This window comes from Brevundimonas naejangsanensis, assembly GCF_000635915.2.
Lineage (GTDB): Bacteria > Pseudomonadota > Alphaproteobacteria > Caulobacterales > Caulobacteraceae > Brevundimonas > Brevundimonas sanguinis.
This window is the reverse complement of the sequence record NZ_CP015614.1, coordinates 2,310,014-2,326,284: the sequence shown is the minus strand read 5'-3', so window position 1 is coordinate 2,326,284 and position 16,271 is coordinate 2,310,014. Positions and strand designations below refer to the sequence as shown.

Sequence of the window (16,271 nt, the reverse complement as noted above, 5' to 3'; positions counted from 1 at the left end):
GGCTCAGTCGTCCCCGTCGAACGGGGCCAGAAAGCGGTAACGCAGACGGGTGTTGTCCGCCTCCAGAACCTCCAGCCGGGCGCCGCGAAAGCCGATCACCGCGCTGTGGGCCAGGTCATAGTCGAGGCTCTGGGTCTGGGGCGCGCTGTCGCCCATCGTCTCGCGATAGAGGAAGCGCACCTTGCCGTCGGCGCGGCCGTGGTAGATCAGCTCGCGTCGCCGCGCGCCCTCGTCGGCCTCTTCGATACGGATATCGCGCACCTGGGGCGTCGCGTTCCAGGTCAGGACGCACTGGCCCGGCGTGATGAAGCCGCGCACCGGGCCTGAGCCGTCCTTGGCGCGGCACAGCCCGCCGGAGGCATAGGGCGCCGTTCCGAACAGCGGATCGCGGGCAGTCATCCTGTCGGAAAAATAATAGATGTGGCGGACGTCGCTCTGGCGCGCCGCTAGTCGGCCCGGCGCGACGGTGAAGCGTTTTCTCAGCACCCCGTCGCCCCAGCTCAGCTCATTGGCCAGGGCCAGACCCGGCAGGCTTCCGCCCCGTCCTGTCGCGACCGCCGCCTCGCCCACTTCGATGGCGGCGACGGCGCCGAGAGCGGGCTGATCGATCTGTTCGATCTGCGGCGGGATCGTCTGCGTCGAGGCGCAGCCGGACACCAGTCCCCCGACCATGACGCCGATCATCCATACGCGCATTCGTCGCCCCCCGGCCTAGTGTAGGGACAGTCGGCCAGCCGCGCGATCGGCTGTCAATGACCCGCGTTAGGTCAGGAGCTGATAGCCCTGGAACGCCGCCAGCACGATCAAGAGGCCGCCGACGGCATAGGTCAGCACCTTGCGCGGCACCTTCTTGACGATCAGGCCGGCGAAGGGGGCGGCGATCAGCCCGCCGACGACCAGTCCGCCCACAGCGGCGGCGTGATTCTGAAGGGCCCCGGCTTCTTCCCAGTGGCCGGTGACCAGGGCCCAGACGAAAGTGGCCGAGACGGCGACGGTCAGGAAGAACTCGGCCGTGTTGACCGTGCCGATGGCCTTGCGCGGCTCGTGCCCGGCGCCGACCAGGGTCGAGGAGACGGTCGGCCCCCAGCCTCCGCCGCCGATCGCGTCCAGAAAGCCGCCGACCAGTCCCAGCGGCCCGGTGATCCAGGCGGGCAGGCGACGATGCGGAATATCGTGCCCGGCCCGCCACAGAATCCACACCCCGATCAGGGCCAGATAGGCGACGATGAAAGGCTTGATCACCGCCGCTTCCAGCCCGGTCAGCACATAGGCGCCCAGCACCCCGCCGATCACCCCGGCGACGGCCAGCGGCGCCATCAGCCGCCATTCGACGTTCTTGTGCCAGGCGTGGCTGCCCGCCGAGGCGGCGGTGGTGAAGACTTCGGCGGCGTGAACGCTGGCCGACGCCGTGGCCGGGGGCACCCCCAGCGCCAGAAGGACGGACGACGAGATGACTCCATAGGCCATGCCGAGCGCCCCATCGACCGCCTGGGCCAGGACGCCGACCAGCAGAAACAGGAAGAAGGTTTCCATTCAGCGCCTCAGCCGGGGATCACGGACCATCAGGCGCAGGTCGCAGCCGGTCTGGCAATGGCCTGCGCGAGGGCCCCTGCTGGGCGTCAGGCCCCCTCCAGCCGGGCGATGGCGTCCAGCACGTCGCGCCCGCTGTAGGGTTTGATCACCATGGCGGCGGCCAACTCGGCGTTGTGCGCCGCCGCCGTGACGTCGCCCGACAGGAAGATGACCGGCATGCCCCAGCGCGATTTCAGCTTGCGCGCCAGGTCGACGCCGGTCGCCTCGCCCGACAGATTGATGTCCAGCAGGGCCAGGTCGATGGCGTGCAGGGCGGTCGCCGCCTCGGCCGCTTCGGCGCTGTGGAAGGGGCCGATCACGCGATGTCCGGCGGCGTCCAGCGCCTCGGTCAGGTCGGCGGCGGCGTCGGCGTCGTCCTCGACCAGCAGGACGGTGCGGGGCTCGACCGGCGTGGAGGCCGCCGCCGGCTCCGGCGGCGCCTGCCGCACCAGGACCGCGCGGACATAGGGCCACAGTTCGGCGGCGGGCCGCTCGGCGTCCAGGTCGAAGATGTTGGCGAGCGCCTTCAATTCCTTTTCGGCGGCGGGACTTATGGCAGGTGAGCCCGGCGTCAGCAGGCCGTCGTAGAGCGCGCACAGGCGCGCGACATCGGCGCCCGGCGTGATGCCCACCGGCGCCCCTTCAGGAGGTTTTTGATGTGTCATGCCCTGTCTCCACTTCCGTTCCAGCCCTTTAAAGTCGAGGTGGAGCTAGGGCGCTTGCAGGTCCGAAGAAACCGAGCTGACGGGTTTGTGACGGCGGTTCACAATCGCTCCATGATCGCGTGTAGAGGCGTTTTTATCGACACGGCGCGGCGGCGCGGGTAAGGCTCCGCCCTCGTTTTCCTCTGCAAGGACACGCCGTTGCGACTGCCCCAGGCCCGGCTCGATCAGGTGCTCGACCGCTTCCATCAGGTGGAGGCCCGGATGGGCGCCGCCACGGACGGCGCCGAGATCGTGCGCCTGTCGAAAGAGCACGCCGAGCTCAAGCCCGTGGCCGATGCGGTTCAGGCGCTGGCGCGCGCCCGCGCCGAGATCGAAGACCTGAAAGCCATGGCCGCCGACCCGGAAATGGCCGCCCTGGCCGCCGATGAACTGGACGCCCTGACCGCACGCCTGCCGGAACTGGAGCGCGAGGTCGCCCTGCTGCTGGCGCCGCGCGACGCCGATGAAAACGCCTCGGCCGTGCTTGAAGTGCGCGCCGGCACCGGCGGAGATGAGGCGGCGCTGTTCGCGGGCGACCTGTTCCGCATGTATTCGCGCTACGCCTCCACGCGCGGCTGGCGCGTCGAGATCGACAGCGCCACCGAGGGCGATGCGGGCGGCTTCAAGGAAATCATCGCCACCGTCAGCGGCGAAGGCGTGTTCGGTCGTCTGAAGTTTGAAAGCGGCGTCCACCGCGTCCAGCGCGTGCCGACCACCGAGGCGGGCGGACGCATCCACACCTCGGCGGCCACGGTCGCCGTCCTGCCCGAGGTCGAGGACGTCGAGATCGAGATCCTGGACAAGGACATCCGCATCGACACCTTCCGCGCCTCCGGCTCGGGCGGCCAGCACGTCAACAAAACGGATTCGGCGGTGCGCATCACCCACCTGCCCACCGGCATCGTCGCCACTTCGTCGGAGAAGTCGCAGCACGTGAACCGGGACAAGGCGATGAAAAACCTGCGCATCCGCCTGTACGACATGCAGCGCCAGGCCAAGGACGCCGCTCGGTCCGACGCGCGCAAGTCTCAGGTAGGCTCGGGCGACCGGTCCGAGCGCATTCGCACCTACAACTTCCCGCAAGGGCGCGTGACTGATCACCGCATCGGCCTGACCCTGCACAGCCTGCCGCAGATTCTGGAAGGCGACCTGGCCCCTTTGCTTGACGCCCTGATCGCCGAGGATCAGGCCGCTCGCCTGGCCGATCTGGAAGCTGAGTTCGCTTAAGGGGCCGGCCTCAGCGCCGTCTCTTGCGGGCGCCTCGCTTCAGCACCCGGTCGCCCAGGCTCTCGGCGTATTTCAGCGTATAGGCCAGGGCGGCGGGGTTGCCGCGTCGGGCCCCGACGGAATCGGCCATCACCGCGCCCCGCTCGCCGATGGGCAGGGGCGGGCCGATGGTCGTATCCTGGGCCGTCTGGTGTTCGATCTCGGCGTTCAGACGCGCGCCCATCAGGATCACCTGCACCGAGAACCAGGTCCACAGCAGGAAACCCATGGCCGCCGCCAGCGGGCCGTAGGAATCGGTGCGCACGAAATTGGTCAGGAACCAGCTGAACAGGAAGGAGACCAGCAGGCTCATCGTCGCTGCGAACAGGGCGCCCGGCGTCAGCCAGCGCCACCGCGCCCGCGCCCGGCTCGGCCCCAGCCGGTAGATCAGGGCCAGCGCGCCGACATAGCCGAAGAACAGCAGGGGCCAGCGCAAGGGGGCCAGATAGGCCCATTCGTCTTGAAGCCCGAACACCGCCAGCACCAAGGGCACGCCGACCACCAGAGCCGAACTCAGCAGCACCGCCGCCATCGCCGAGACGGTGAAGGCCATGCACATCAGGTTGTAGACCACGATGTTGCGCCGCTCGACCTCGTGATAGGCGAGATTCAAGCCGTAGAAGAGCGTCTTGATGCCCCCGTTCGCCGCCAACAGCGTCAGCAGCAGGGTCCACACCAGGGTGAAGGTCAGCTGGCCGGTGGAATTGCCCGCCAGCCGCGTCATCTCAGCCCCCAGGAACTGCGCTACGTTCGAGGGCAGAATCTCATAGAGGAAGCTGAGCTGGCCCCAGGCGTCGGTCGGATCGGCGAACAGGCCGTAGATGGTGACGAAGGCGCCCAGCGTCGGGAACAGCGCCAGCAGCATGAAGAAGGTCACGCCCCCCGCCACGAAGCCGACCCGGTCGCCGAAATAGCCCATCACCGTGCGCCACAGGATATCGACCCAGCCCTTGTGCGGGATTTGCAACGGCCGCTGGGCCAGGCGACCGCGTCCCGGCTCCTTGGCGTCATAGTCCTCGGGCGTCGGATCGCGCGGCGGCAGGACGTCGGGGCGCGCCGGCCGCAGCTCAAGGCCGAAGCGATGGCCTTGCGTATAGAGCAGGTGGGCGGCGGTGGCTCCGGTCGCCAGCCCGCCGGCCGCAGCCGCCAGATAACGCACCAGGCCGCCGCCGCCTCTCGTCGAGGAATGAGACGGGCGACGCCTTGAACGGCGACGGTTCGATTTGAGCAGGTCGTGAATCCCCATTCGCCCCTCAACGGCTACGCTGCGATGCCGTTCCGTCTTGAAATCGCGCGCCGCAGACCCCAATCACCGGGAATGCCCGATCAGAACACCCGACCGACCCTGCTGACCGCCTGGAAAGGCGCGCAGGCCCGCCTGAAGGCCGCCGGCATCGACAGCCCCTCCATCGACGCCCGCCTGCTGCTTGAGGCGGCGACCGGGGCGGGGCGCGTCGACATCCTGACCGATCCCTATCGCGCTCTCAGCGAAGAGCAAACCCGCGCGCTGGACGCCATGGTCGATCGTCGCCTGCGCCGCGAGCCGGTGTCGCGCATCCTGGGCCGCAAGGGCTTCTGGAAGATCATGCTGAACGTCACCCCCGACGTGCTGAGCCCGCGCCCGGACACCGAGACGGTGGTGGACGTCATCGTGCGCGCCTTTCCGCCGCACTCGACCTTCGAGATGGCTGATCTGGGCACCGGGTCGGGCGCCATCCTGCTGGCGGCCCTTGCCGAGCGGCGCGGCGCGCGCGGCGTCGGCACCGACATCTCGACCGAGGCCATCGCCGTGGCGCGCGAGAACGCGGCCAATCTGGACCTGAACAACCGCTGCACCTTCATGCGAACGGACTGGGCGGCGGGTTTCGCCGACGCCAGCTTCGATCTGGTGGTGTCCAACCCGCCCTATATTCCGACCGGCGACATCGCCGGCCTGGACCCCGAGGTGCGCGAGCACGACCCTCATCTGGCTTTGGACGGCGGGCCGGACGGGCTGCAGCCCTATCGCGACCTGGCGCCCGAGATCGCCCGCATCCTGCGCCCCGAAGGCGTCTTCGCCGTCGAGATCGGCTGGGACCAGGGCGAGGCGGTCAAGGCCCTGTTCGAGGCGGCCGGCTTCACCGACGTCAAGGTGGTCAAGGACCTGGCGGATCGCGACCGCGTCGTGACCAACGGTCCGGACCCCCGCGTGGGCCCCATCCCCGAGATCGAAGCGCCGCTGCAATAAAAACCCTTGGAAAGCGGCGCGCCGCGCGCTAAGTCCGTGTTGTTCCCATCCCAACGCATCCTTTTCGGGCAGGTTTGCTCGCTTAAGCGCGTCCGGGTCCAGTGACGGTCGCGCCCCTCAGACGGACGCGGCGGACCACGGGGAACGCACGGTTTTCCGAAAAGCTCGCACCGGGGATAGGCCCCGAACGAACGGAACGACGAACAGGGTCCCGCCCGTCTTCTTCGACGGCGGCCCGCACCAGCACGGTAAGCTCCGATGAGAGATTTCAAGGGCATGAAGCGTCAGCGCGGACGCAACCGGAAGCCCGGCGGCGGCAACAACGCCAACGCCACCAATCCGAACCGTTCGTGGGACTCGCAAGGTCCTGAGAACATCAAGGTCCGGGGCAACGCCCAGACCGTCTATGAACGCTATATGCAGCTGGCGCGCGACGCCGCAGCCGCTGGCGACCGCGTCCTGGCGGAGAACTACACCCAGCACGCCGAACACTATTTCCGCGTCCTGCGCGCGCTTCAGCCGCAACGCCCGGTCAGCGAGATCGCCCAGCGCGAACTGGCGGGCCAAGGCTTCGACATCGATTTCGAGGACGAATCGGGCGCTCAGGCCGCCGCGATCATCGCCGCTCAGCAAGCCGAGGAGCGCCGTGTAGAAGACGAGGCGCGCCGCCAGGCCGAGCGCGCCGACCGCGAGGCCAACCGCGACCGTGAGCGCGATCGCGACCGTGACCGTGACCGCGAGGGATCGGACAACGGCGCCGACGCCGAAGGCCGCGAGGGCGGCCGCCGCGAAACGCGCCGGGAGCGCTGGGAGCGCCGGCGTGAGGAGCGCAACCGCCGCTTCGAGAACAATGAAGGCGAAGGCGACGCTGCGGCCTCTGGCGAAGATTCGGCGCCGGGCGAGGACCAGCCGATTCAGAGCGCCGAGGCGCCGGCCGTGGTTGAAGAAGCCCCGGTCGAGCGTGCGCCTCGCGCGCCTCGCGCTCCGCGACGTGCGCGTGCGGCGGCCGAGGACGATGCGGCTCAACCGACCGATGACGCCGCCGCCCTGCCGGGCTTTCTGACGCGGCCGATCGCGGCCGAAGAAGCGGCCTCCGCCGAGGATGAACCGGCCCCCGCGCCCAAGCGTCGCACCCGCCGCAAGGCCGATGCGGTCGCCACGGACGAAGAAGGCTGAGACCCGCTTAACCCGTAAAGGTTGCGCCTACAGAAAAATACAACCTTTCGTCGTCATCCTCCTCTCTATGGGAGGAAGGGTGATGGAATTGCTCGTCTTTGTAGTCGCTCTCTGTCTGGCGACAGGCGTCGCCGGGGTCCGGCTGTCTTTCCGAGCGCATCGACGCATCGGCGCGGTCCAGCGTCTTCATGACGGCCAGCTGGAAGGCGCCCGTCGCCGCGTCGCCCAGCTCGAGGCCGCGCTGACGCAGTCCGATGCGGCGCGCCTGCGTGCTGAAGAAGAGGCCTTTCAGGGCCGTCGTCGCCATGCCGATCTGATCCGCGTCGTCAGTCGCCAGATGCGCACGCCGCTGGAGGGCGTGCTGGGCTTTTCCGATCTGCTGCGGCTGAACGCAGGGGGCGAGCCGCTCAGCCATCGCCAACGGCAGGCGGCCGAACGCATCGGCGAAGCGGCGACGCGCCTGCTGACGCTGGTGGAGGGCTTGAGCGCCCTGGCCGAGGCCGAACGGCCGGCGACGGGCCGGCTTCAACGCGTCGATCCCCTGTTGCTGGCGCACCGCGCCTGCCTGCCCCTGCTTCAGGATGCCGAGGCGGCCAAGGTGTCGCTGGCCCTGCCCGAGCCTCAGGCCGGGCTGACCGCGATGGTGGATCCGGAACGCCTGATGCGCGTCTTCGCCGATGTGATCGCGGGTGCGGTGCGCCGCAGCGACCCCGGCGGCTTTGTGGAGATTCAGGCGCGCCGTCTTGGCGGCGAGGTCCAGGTGACGGTTCGCGACAACGGTCCGGGCCTGTCGTCGGCGCAGCTTGAAACCCTGTTCCAGCCGCTCGCCGCCCACGCCATCGCCGCTGTCGGCGAAGAGGGCGCCCGCTCATCCTGGCCGGGACTGGCCGCCGCCAGGACCCAGTTGCAAGCCATGCAAGGCCGTCTCGAAGGCGTCAGCGCCGAGGGGCGGGGCGCCGCCTTCATCATCAGCCTGCCTGCCGCCGACGCGGCTTCGACGGATGGGGCGCCGAATGCGGATCGCCTGTTGCCGGAGCTGTCGCGGTTGCCGCACGGCGTGGTCCTGTATGTCGCCAGGGACAAGGCCGCCGTCGCCCTGATGCGACGCCTGGTGCAGGACTTCGGCGGCTTGCAGCTTCATGTCGCGGACTGCGCGGCCAAGGGTGCGGCGATGGCGCGCGACCTGCGGCCGGACGCAGTGGTGCTCGATCTGGATCTGGCGACGGACGGCGGCGCGGCCTTCCTGACGGACCTGCGGACGGACCCGGCGATGCGCTCCACCCCCGTGCTGGGCGTCAGTTCGGATCCTGAGGTTTCCAGGGCCGCGGACGTGGCCGAGGTGCTGCACCGCCCGGTCTCCGTGACGGGGTTGGCGCAGGCGTTGACGCGCGCCCTCAGCGGACCGCCGGCGATGCGCGCCGCTTCATAAGTCGCGGCTCAGGGTTGACGCGGAGGGCTGCGACGGCTTCCTAGAGAAATGGGGCTTTCGATCCCGTTCGTCAGGGAAACCCGATATGCAGCGCGCGCCCGTTGACTTTTTCCGACCAACCGTTGTCCGCACCGGTCTGGCGGCGCTGTCGCTGTCCGCCCTGCTGGCGGCGTGCGCCACGACCCCGCCGCCGCCCCCTCCGCCTCCGCCGCCGCCTTCCATTCCGGCCGCGCCGGACGCGCCGACGGGCGCCGTTCTGGCGGATTGGCGCGGCGTCATCACCGCCGCCGATCGTGATCGTTATCAGCGCCGGGCCGCCGCCTGGTCGCTGGCTCTGGAGCAGTCCAGGCGTCAGACAGGTTCGGGCGACCTGGCGTCGCTGGGCGACCTGATCGACCCGGCCGCGACGCGGGCGGGCGTGACGCCGCCGGAGGGCGCCTATCGCTGCCGGACGATCAAGCTGGGCTCTCAGGGCGGCGAGGGCGGTCTGGGCTATGTCGTCTACGGCTGGTTCGCCTGCCGCATCGAGAACACCGCCCTGGGGCTCAAGCTGACCAAGCTCAGCGGCTCGCAACGTCAGGCGGGTCTGCTGTTCCCCGAGAATGATCGTGAAATGGTCTTCCTCGGCTCGATGGCGCTGGCGTCGGAGCCAGCCGCCCGCGCCTATGGCCAGCGGCCCGAGCGCGACATGGTCTCGGTGCTAGAGCGGATCGGCGAAAGCCGCTGGCGGCTGGTGACGCCCTGGCCGGCCAATGAGTCCAATCTCGACATTCTGGAGCTGGTTCCGGCCCCGGCCGCAACGCCGAAGCGCCGACGCTGATCGGCGTCGTCATGATGCTTGACCGCAGGCGGCTCTCGCCGCCACCTTGCGCGTCTCTTTTGCTTTAGCTTTTCAGGACAAGCCCATGCGCGGCGTCGGCCTCACCGTTGGATCCATCGTCGGCGTCGTCGCCGTCCTGGCGATCGTGCTGATCGGATTTCCGACCTACAACGTCTACTCCAAGCAGATGGCCGGCCGCGCCGCCTATGAAGAGGCCGTGCAGAACCGCCGCATCCGCGTGCTGGAGGCCCAGGCCGCCCTGGACTCGGCCAAGCTGACCGCCGCCGCCGAGATCGAGCGCGCCAAGGGCGCCAATGAGGCCAACCGCATCATGGCTGAGGCCCTGGGCGGCCCAGAGGCCTATCTGCGCTGGTCCTACATCAACATGCTGCAGGAGACGGCCGGTAAGGACGGTCGCCAGACCATCTACATCCCGACAGAGGCGGGGATGCCGATTCTCGAGGCGGGGCAGCGCCCGGCGCGCTGACCGAGGCCCTTCTCCCCTTGTGGGAGAAGGTGGCATGCGCAGCATGACGGATGAGGGGTGATGGCGGGCGGCTTCAAGGTTCAAACGTGTCGTCGCCCCACATTCTAGGCGAGGCGCCCACACCCCTCATCCGGCCCTGACGGGCCACCTTCTCCCACAAGGGGAGAAGGGACTTTTTTCAGACCCGCGTCAGCCGCAGGTCTTGATAGTCGTAGCTGAAGTCGATGTCGGGCGAGACGCCCTTGACCGTGGCGGTCGCGGGCTTGGCCGTGGCGATCGCAAAGGTGATGAAGGCGTCCTCTTCGCGCTTGTCGGGGAAGCGGGTGCGGAAGGTCTCGCCGTCATAGGGCTCCAGCCAGCCCTGCAGCGCAGGGGTGTGGGTGAAGCGCAGCCACAGGCCGGACTTGCGGTTGCGGCCGCGACCTTCGGTCTTCGGCTCGATGACGATGTCGCCGTACCAGGGGTCGCGCCAGGTTCCGGCGTAGGCCTCCAGCGGCAGGGACGGCGCCGCGCCCGCCGCCTGTTTGGCGTCGATCTCGACGGCGGCCTTCAGCGACTTTTCGGTCCCCTCGGCCTCGCGCTTCTTGGAGTCGGCGATCCAGTCGACGTCGACCTTGTTCATGGCGATGTCCGACAGGCCCGAACGCAGGGCGCGCAAGAGGAAGCTCTCCTCGGCGTTGGTGAAGACGGAAAAACCGATCTTGCGGCCGGGGATCAGCACTGTGGCCGAGATGCCGCCCGGCGAGCCGCCGCCGTGCGTCGCCAGCCGCTCGCCGCGATAGTCCTGCACCTGCAGGCCCATGGCGTAGGTCGAGGCCACGGCCCGGTTGGGCAGCTCAGCCGTCGGTCCGTTGGACGAGGAGACGATGATGTTGGGCTTGACCATCTCGCGCGCGGCGGCTTCGGAGAACAGGCGCGACCCGTCGGCCAGCTTGCCGTCGTTCAGGCGCACGGCGATCCACTTGGCCCAGTCGTGGGCGCTGGCGCAGATGCCGCCCGCCGCCGCCGCCGAATCCCAGTTCCACACCTCGACGATGGAGTCGGCGATCTGGGTCATCGGCCCCTGATAGCGCAGGGGCGGCCCGACGCGGCCGTGGGGCAGGGCGCTCTTCTTCGGATCGGCCAGGCGGGCCAGGGGCACGCTCTCGCTCATGCCGACCTTGTCGAAGATGCGGGTCTGGACGAAATCCTCCCACGACAGGCCCGACACCTTCTCGATCACGGCGCCCGCGACCACGAACATCAGGTTGCAGTAGTTGTAGCCTTCGCGAAAGCCGTCCTTGATCGGCACGAAGGCGGCCTGGGCCAGGACCTCGGCTCGGGTCCGGTCGCTATTGGGCCAGAACAGCAGGTCGCCGGCGCCCAGGCCGAAGCCGGCGCGGTGGCTCAGCGTATCGCGCACGGTGATGCGCTCGCCGACCATCGGGTCCGACAGGGTGAAGCCGGGCAGATAGGTCCTGATCGGCTCGTCCCACTTCACCTTGCCCTCGTCGACCAGGATGGCCAGGCAGGCGGCGGTGACGTTCTTGGAGTTCGACGCGATGGCGAACAGGGTGTGCTCATCGACCGGCTCGGCCTTGCCCTGGCGGCGTACGCCGTAACCCTTGGCCAGCACCGTCTTGCCGTCGCGCACCAGGGCCAGCGACACGGCGGGTTGCTCCGGCCAGGCGGCCATGCAGCGCTGCACCCAGGCGTCGGCGGCGGCGGCGATCTCCTCGTCGGAGCGTGTATCGGCGCTGGTCTGGGCCCAGCCGGTCGTCGGCAGGGCCGCGCCCGTGGCGGCGACGGCGGACGAAATCAGCGCCGCGCGGCGCGACAGGCGGATGGACATCAAGAACGCTCCCGAAGACTGAGCGGCGACGCTACCGCCGCCCGTCTCCGGGGCCAAGGGGGAGTCTGACCTAGGCGGCCAGCCGCCAGCGTTGCAGGTGCTCCAGCACGTCCGCCACGATCTGGGCGCGGGTAAAGCCGGTCACGTCGCGCGGGCGGGCGCCGTCGCCGGTCACGGCGCTGAGCCGCCACTCCAGCGCCCGGCGGCTTTCGGGGGCCTCCAGCGCGGTCAGGGCGGGGCGAGGTCGCGACCGGGCGCCCAGTCGATACAGGAAGTCCCGTCCGTTGGCGTGCTCGACCCTCAGCCAGACGCCGTTCTCGTCGCTCTGCACTTCGCTGTTCTCCAGCCCCTCGGCGGCCACGGCGGCGCGCACCTCTTCCAGCGCCGGGGCGCCGTGGCGTGCGATCTGGCGATCAATATCGCGGCGGCTGGCGGGGGCTAGGATGCGCTTGAGCTGTTCGCGCAGCGGCGCCGCGTCGGTCTCGACGGCCTCGCCCTTCAGGTCGGCGTTCATCTGCCGCGCCAAGCCGAAACAGGCCAGGATCATGATGACGGCGAAGGGCAGGGCCGCCACCAGTGTCGCCGCCTGCAGGGCGCCGAGCCCGCCGGCCAGCAGCAGCAGGGCCGCCGCCAGCCCCTGCACCAGGCACCAGTAGATGCGCTGCCAACGCGGCGTGTCCTCGGCGCCGCCCGAGGCCAGGGTGTCGATCACCAGAGAGCCTGAATCCGCCGAGGTGACAAAGAAGACCGCCACCAGGGCGATGGCCAGGATCGAGGTGATCGCCGTCCCCGGCAGATACTCCAGGAAGCGGAACAGGGCCGTCGACAGGTCCGCCTGAACGGCCTCCGAGATCGCCCCCGCCGCCACGCTCAGGTCCAGGCTCATGGCCGAATTGCCGAAGACCGTCATCCACAGGAAGGTGAAAGCCGACGGCACCAGCAGCACGCCGATCAGGAATTCCCGAACGGTCCGCCCGCGTGAGATGCGGGCGATGAACATGCCGACGAACGGCGACCAGGCGATCCACCAGGCCCAGTAGAACAGGGTCCAGTCCGCCATCCAGGCGCGCGGCTCATAGGCGTAGAGGGTGAAGGTGCGGACGAAGAAATGATCCAGATACAGGCCGAAATTCTGCACATAGGCCCGCAGCAGGAACAGCGTCGGCCCCGCGATCAGCACGAACAGCATCAGGCAGACGGCGATGACGAGGTTCAACTCGGACAGTCGCCGCACCCCTTTGTCTACGCCCGTCAGGACCGAGATCGTCGCCGCACCCATGACCACGGCGATCAGCCCGACCTGCATCATCACATGGCTGGGCACGCCGAAGACGTAGTTCAGTCCCGAGTTCATCTGCGCCACGCCCAGCCCCAGGGAGGTGGCGATGCCGAACAGCGTGCCGCAGATGGCGAAGATGTCGACCGCATCGCCCAGCCAACCATTCACCCGCTTGCCCAGTAGGGGATAGAGACTCGACCGCATGGTCAGGGGCAGACCCTTCCTGTGCGCGAAATAGCCCAGGCTGAGGCCGACCACGGCGTAGATGGCCCAGGCATGCACGCCCCAGTGGGTATAGGTGATGACCATGGCCTCGCGCGCGGCGTTCAGCGTGTCGGGCTGGGCCTCGGGCGGGGCGATGTAGTGCTGAACCGGCTCGGCCACGGCGAAATACATCAGGCCGATGCCCATGCCCGCCGCGAACAGCATGGCCAGCCAGGAGACATAGGGAAAGTCCGGCTCGGCGTCGTCCGGCCCCAGCTTCAGCCGTCCGGTCGGCCCGACCGCCAGCACCGCCACAAACAGCAGGAAGCCCGCCACCGAGGCCACGTAGAACCAGCCGAACGTGTCTATGACCCAGGCCTGGGCGCGCCCGAACAGCAGGTCGGACGTAGCGGGCGCCATCAGGGCGAGCAGCAGCAGCCCGCCCGCAATCGCGCTGGCCCCCCAGAAGACGCGGGGGTTCATCTTGGTCGTCAGCATGGGGGCCAAGCGCCCGGCGAAGCTTATTGTTCCAGCCCTTCGCCGACCCTGCTGCAGATCAGGCCCCAGGTCAGGCCCGAGCTGAGGCCCCGGGTCACGGTCGAGGACGGGCGCAGGACCGGTCGGGCGCGGCGCAGATGGGGAGGAGGCGAGGGCGGCGCCGCCCTCGCGACGGTTCACCGCTCGAACACTTCGACCCCGATTAGGCCGTCGGTCGCCAGCCAGGCGCGCTTCATGCCCTGGCTGTTGTAGGGTGCGGCGATGTTCCCCTCCCGGTCCAGGGCGATCAGGCCGCCGTCGCCGCCGAGGGCGCCGATGCGGTCGACCACGCTCTGAGAGGCCTCGGCCAGCGAATGACCGGCGGCGACGCCGAAGGCGGTGCGGGCGGCGGCGGCGACGCGGATGAAATATTCGCCCTGGCCGGTGCAGGAGACGGCGGCGTGCTCGTCGGCCCAAGTCCCGGCGGCGGGGATGGGGGTGTCGCCGACGCGGCCCGGCATCTTGCCGAACACGCCCGCGGTCGAGGTGGCGGCCGCCAGACGGCCCTGGCTGTCCAGCACGCAGCAGCCGACGGTGCCGTGGCTCAACATGCTGGGCGGGTGGTTGTCCTCGCCCTTGCCCGCGCCGGTGAACCAGGCGGCGGGGTCCTCCACGCGCGTCAGGCCCTGTTCCGCGGCGAAGCGGGCGGCGCCGCTTCCGGCCAGCATGACGTGGGGGGTGCGGTCCATCACCGCGCGGGCGGCGACGACCGGGTTGCGGAACCCCTGCAGGGCGGCCACGGCCCCGGCCTTGCCGGTCGCGCCGTCCATCAGGCTGGCGTCCAGCTCATACTCGCCCGCCAGATTGGGCGAGGCGCCGCGCCCGGCGACGTAGAGGCCGGAGTCTTCGAGCATGACGACGGCCTCGACCGCCACGTCCAGCGCCGAGGCGCCGGCGTCCAGCCGCGCCTTCATCGCCTCGACCACCTGGCGCATGTTGGCGACCTCGGCGTCGTAGTTGCGCTCGCGCCGGGCCCCGGCGCCGCCGTGAAGGATGAGGGCGGGTTTCGCCATGATCGTCTCCTCAGAACCTGTTCGGCCTCTTTGCATCGGGCCGCAGGCTGATTAGCGTCGCTGGCGTGTCGGCGCCATGGCCGGCGGGGGTGGCTGAAGAGAGTTCCTAATGCGCGCAGTCCTGTCCAAGGCTCCCGGCGGCCCGGAATCGCTTGTCGTCGAGGAGGTCATGGACCCCACGCCCGGACCGGGCGAGGTGGTGATCGAGGTCAAGGCGGTGGGCGTCAACTATCCCGACGCCCTGATCATCGCCGACAAATACCAGTTCAGGCCCGAGCGCCCTTTCGCACCGGGGGCCGAGGTCGCGGGCGTGGTCGACGCCGTCGGCGAGGGGGTGAAGGGCGTGTTCCGGGGCGACCGGGTCGTCGCCGTGCCCGGCTGGGGCGGCATGGTCGAGCGACTGAAGGTCAGGGCCGAGACCCTGATCCCCATTCCCGACAGCATGGACTATGAGACCGCCGCCGGCTTCATCATGACCTATGGCACCAGCTACTACGCCTTGAAGGACCGGGCGCAGCTGCAGCCGGGCGAGACCCTGCTGGTGCTGGGCGCGGCGGGGGGCGTCGGGGCTGCCGCCGTCGAGCTGGGCAAGGCGATGGGCGCACGCGTGGTCGCCGCCGCCTCGACCAACGACAAGGTGGAGTTCGCGCTGGAGTTGGGAGCCGACAACGGCCTGATCTACCCGTCCGGCCCGATGGACAAGGCGGCGCAGAAGACGCTGTCGGGCGAGTTCAAGCTGTCGACCGGCCGCGACGGTGCCGATGTGGTCTTCGACGGGGTGGGCGGCGACTACGCCGAGCCGGCCCTGCGCGCGATGGACTGGAACGGGCGCTATCTGGTGGTGGGTTTCCCGGCGGGGATTCCGTCCCTGCCGCTGAACCTGACGCTGCTGAAGTCGGTGTCGGTCATCGGCGTCTTCTGGGGCGCCGCCGTCGCCCGCGACCCCAAGGCCCACGCCGCCAACATGGCCGAGCTGATGCAGCTCTACGCCGAGGGCAAGATCAAGCCGCGCGTCAGCCGCACCTTCCCGCTGGAACGCGCCCACGAGGCCATCCAGGCCCTTAGCGACCGCACGGCTGTCGGCAAGATCGTGGTGAAGGTGGAAGATTGATCGGAGCATCCTTCTCCCCTTGTGGGAGAAGGTGGCCCGTCAGGGCCGGATGAGGGGTGTGAGCGCGGCATTCAGGTGATTGATGCAGAGGGACGGCGACAGGGTTTCAGACCAGGCGCCGACACCCCTCATCCGAGCGCCTCCGGCGCCCACCTTCTCCCACAAGGGGAGAAGGATTTATTCCTCGTCCTCCCGCAGACGTTTCAGCGCCTGCGCCGCCTGATCGTGGTGGCGCGGCTTCAGGTGCGCGCCCAGGGTGGCCAGCACGGCGGCGATCACCGCCGCGTCGTCGGTGAAGCCGATGCCGGCGAAGATGTCGGGAATGGCGTCCACCGGCATGACGAAATAGGCCAGCGCCCCCAGGATCAGGCCCTTGGCCGCCAGCGGGGTCTTGGGGTCCTGGGCCGCGTACCAGGCGGCGACCGCCTGCTGGGCGAAGGGGATGCGGGCGGCGGTGTGCCGCATCTTGGGCCAGAAGCCCTTGCGCACGCGCAACTCGTTCACCTTCTGCACGGCGGGAACCAGGGCCTTGTCAGGATTGATGGCGTCATCAGGCGACATTCCGTTGGTCTTTGCGGTCATGGCCGCTAAATCCTCGCACGAGCACTCGGTTCA

General features: G+C 69.3%; 15 protein-coding genes. 7 read left to right on the top strand and 8 right to left on the bottom strand.

All coding sequences use genetic code 11. The features are described 5' to 3' along the window. Positions 1-3 precede the first annotated feature (3 nt). The 3 genes from DA69_RS11185 to DA69_RS11175 form a co-directional block, all read right to left on the bottom strand. The gene (locus tag DA69_RS11185) at positions 4-696 is read right to left on the bottom strand and encodes a hypothetical protein (RefSeq protein WP_025976909.1); all 693 of its coding nucleotides are present in this window, start codon (positions 694-696) and stop codon (positions 4-6) included. A 66-nt stretch (positions 697-762) separates the two neighbouring features. Then, the gene (locus DA69_RS11180) at positions 763-1,533 is read right to left on the bottom strand and encodes a sulfite exporter TauE/SafE family protein (protein WP_025976908.1); all 771 of its coding nucleotides are present in this window, start codon (positions 1,531-1,533) and stop codon (positions 763-765) included. An 86-nt stretch (positions 1,534-1,619) separates the two neighbouring features. Beyond that, positions 1,620-2,237 carry a response regulator gene (locus DA69_RS11175; RefSeq protein ID WP_025976907.1) on the bottom strand — a complete coding sequence of 206 codons (618 nt, stop codon included), beginning with the start codon at positions 2,235-2,237 and terminating at the stop codon, positions 1,620-1,622. 198 nt (positions 2,238-2,435) lie between these two features. Here DA69_RS11175 and prfA point away from each other — a divergent pair, with 198 nt between their 5' ends. After that, the gene (gene prfA, locus DA69_RS11170) at positions 2,436-3,503 is read left to right on the top strand and encodes a peptide chain release factor 1 (protein WP_025976906.1); all 1,068 of its coding nucleotides are present in this window, start codon (positions 2,436-2,438) and stop codon (positions 3,501-3,503) included. Between the two features lie 10 nt (positions 3,504-3,513). Here the strand turns inward: prfA and DA69_RS11165 are convergent, their stop codons facing one another. After that, positions 3,514-4,788, bottom strand: coding sequence for a YihY/virulence factor BrkB family protein (locus tag DA69_RS11165; protein ID WP_025976905.1), 1,275 nt, complete (start codon positions 4,786-4,788; stop codon positions 3,514-3,516). Between the two features lie 72 nt (positions 4,789-4,860). Between DA69_RS11165 and prmC the strand changes: the two genes are divergently transcribed. The 5 genes from prmC to DA69_RS11140 all read left to right on the top strand — a co-directional run bounded on the left by prmC (position 4,861) and on the right by DA69_RS11140 (position 9,681). After that, entirely contained in the window at positions 4,861-5,769 is a 909-nt protein-coding gene (gene prmC, locus DA69_RS11160) for a peptide chain release factor N(5)-glutamine methyltransferase (RefSeq protein WP_025976904.1), read from the top strand. A 276-nt stretch (positions 5,770-6,045) separates the two neighbouring features. Continuing rightward, positions 6,046-6,945 (top strand): DUF4167 domain-containing protein, encoded by a 900-nt coding sequence (locus tag DA69_RS11155; protein WP_235599151.1) that lies wholly within the window; start codon positions 6,046-6,048, stop codon positions 6,943-6,945. An 82-nt stretch (positions 6,946-7,027) separates the two neighbouring features. Then, complete coding sequence (locus DA69_RS11150; RefSeq protein ID WP_025976902.1) at positions 7,028-8,374, top strand: hybrid sensor histidine kinase/response regulator; 1,347 nt, start codon at positions 7,028-7,030, stop codon at positions 8,372-8,374. 85 nt (positions 8,375-8,459) lie between these two features. Further along, the gene (locus tag DA69_RS11145) at positions 8,460-9,194 is read left to right on the top strand and encodes a DUF4893 domain-containing protein (protein WP_025976901.1); all 735 of its coding nucleotides are present in this window, start codon (positions 8,460-8,462) and stop codon (positions 9,192-9,194) included. 85 nt (positions 9,195-9,279) lie between these two features. Beyond that, the gene (locus DA69_RS11140) at positions 9,280-9,681 is read left to right on the top strand and encodes a hypothetical protein (RefSeq protein WP_025976900.1); all 402 of its coding nucleotides are present in this window, start codon (positions 9,280-9,282) and stop codon (positions 9,679-9,681) included. A 178-nt stretch (positions 9,682-9,859) separates the two neighbouring features. Here the strand turns inward: DA69_RS11140 and DA69_RS11135 are convergent, their stop codons facing one another. The 3 genes from DA69_RS11135 to DA69_RS11125 all read right to left on the bottom strand — a co-directional run bounded on the left by DA69_RS11135 (position 9,860) and on the right by DA69_RS11125 (position 14,545). Then, entirely contained in the window at positions 9,860-11,512 is a 1,653-nt protein-coding gene (locus DA69_RS11135) for a serine hydrolase (protein ID WP_025976899.1), read from the bottom strand. A 70-nt stretch (positions 11,513-11,582) separates the two neighbouring features. Then, a complete protein-coding gene (locus DA69_RS11130) occupies positions 11,583-13,493 on the bottom strand; it encodes a BCCT family transporter (RefSeq protein ID WP_025976898.1) in 1,911 nt (636 codons plus the stop codon). A 176-nt stretch (positions 13,494-13,669) separates the two neighbouring features. Further along, entirely contained in the window at positions 13,670-14,545 is an 876-nt protein-coding gene (locus DA69_RS11125; RefSeq protein ID WP_025976897.1) for an isoaspartyl peptidase/L-asparaginase family protein, read from the bottom strand. A 109-nt stretch (positions 14,546-14,654) separates the two neighbouring features. Between DA69_RS11125 and DA69_RS11120 the strand changes: the two genes are divergently transcribed. Further along, positions 14,655-15,656, top strand: coding sequence for an NADPH:quinone oxidoreductase family protein (locus tag DA69_RS11120; RefSeq protein WP_025976896.1), 1,002 nt, complete (start codon positions 14,655-14,657; stop codon positions 15,654-15,656). A 177-nt stretch (positions 15,657-15,833) separates the two neighbouring features. Here DA69_RS11120 and DA69_RS11115 read toward each other — a convergent pair whose 3' ends face one another. After that, positions 15,834-16,238 (bottom strand): YkvA family protein, encoded by a 405-nt coding sequence (locus DA69_RS11115; RefSeq protein ID WP_025976895.1) that lies wholly within the window; start codon positions 16,236-16,238, stop codon positions 15,834-15,836. Between the last annotated feature and the right edge of the window lie 33 nt (positions 16,239-16,271).

What these genes read in the sequence shown, in the direction of transcription:
- DA69_RS11185 (WP_025976909.1), bottom strand. Translation starts at nt 696, where the DNA reads ATGCGCGTATGGATGATCGGCGTCATGGTCGGGGGACTGGTGTCCGGC.
- DA69_RS11180 (WP_025976908.1), bottom strand. Translation starts at nt 1,533, where the DNA reads ATGGAAACCTTCTTCCTGTTTCTGCTGGTCGGCGTCCTGGCCCAGGCG.
- DA69_RS11175 (WP_025976907.1), bottom strand. Translation starts at nt 2,237, where the DNA reads ATGACACATCAAAAACCTCCTGAAGGGGCGCCGGTGGGCATCACGCCG.
- DA69_RS11165 (WP_025976905.1), bottom strand. Translation starts at nt 4,788, where the DNA reads ATGGGGATTCACGACCTGCTCAAATCGAACCGTCGCCGTTCAAGGCGT.
- prmC (WP_025976904.1), top strand. Translation starts at nt 4,861, where the DNA reads ATGCCCGATCAGAACACCCGACCGACCCTGCTGACCGCCTGGAAAGGC.
- DA69_RS11155 (WP_235599151.1), top strand. Translation starts at nt 6,046, where the DNA reads ATGAAGCGTCAGCGCGGACGCAACCGGAAGCCCGGCGGCGGCAACAAC.
- DA69_RS11150 (WP_025976902.1), top strand. Translation starts at nt 7,028, where the DNA reads ATGGAATTGCTCGTCTTTGTAGTCGCTCTCTGTCTGGCGACAGGCGTC.
- DA69_RS11145 (WP_025976901.1), top strand. Translation starts at nt 8,460, where the DNA reads ATGCAGCGCGCGCCCGTTGACTTTTTCCGACCAACCGTTGTCCGCACC.
- DA69_RS11140 (WP_025976900.1), top strand. Translation starts at nt 9,280, where the DNA reads ATGCGCGGCGTCGGCCTCACCGTTGGATCCATCGTCGGCGTCGTCGCC.
- DA69_RS11135 (WP_025976899.1), bottom strand. Translation starts at nt 11,512, where the DNA reads ATGTCCATCCGCCTGTCGCGCCGCGCGGCGCTGATTTCGTCCGCCGTC.
- DA69_RS11130 (WP_025976898.1), bottom strand. Translation starts at nt 13,493, where the DNA reads ATGCTGACGACCAAGATGAACCCCCGCGTCTTCTGGGGGGCCAGCGCG.
- DA69_RS11125 (WP_025976897.1), bottom strand. Translation starts at nt 14,545, where the DNA reads ATGGCGAAACCCGCCCTCATCCTTCACGGCGGCGCCGGGGCCCGGCGC.
- DA69_RS11120 (WP_025976896.1), top strand. Translation starts at nt 14,655, where the DNA reads ATGCGCGCAGTCCTGTCCAAGGCTCCCGGCGGCCCGGAATCGCTTGTC.
- DA69_RS11115 (WP_025976895.1), bottom strand. Translation starts at nt 16,238, where the DNA reads ATGACCGCAAAGACCAACGGAATGTCGCCTGATGACGCCATCAATCCT.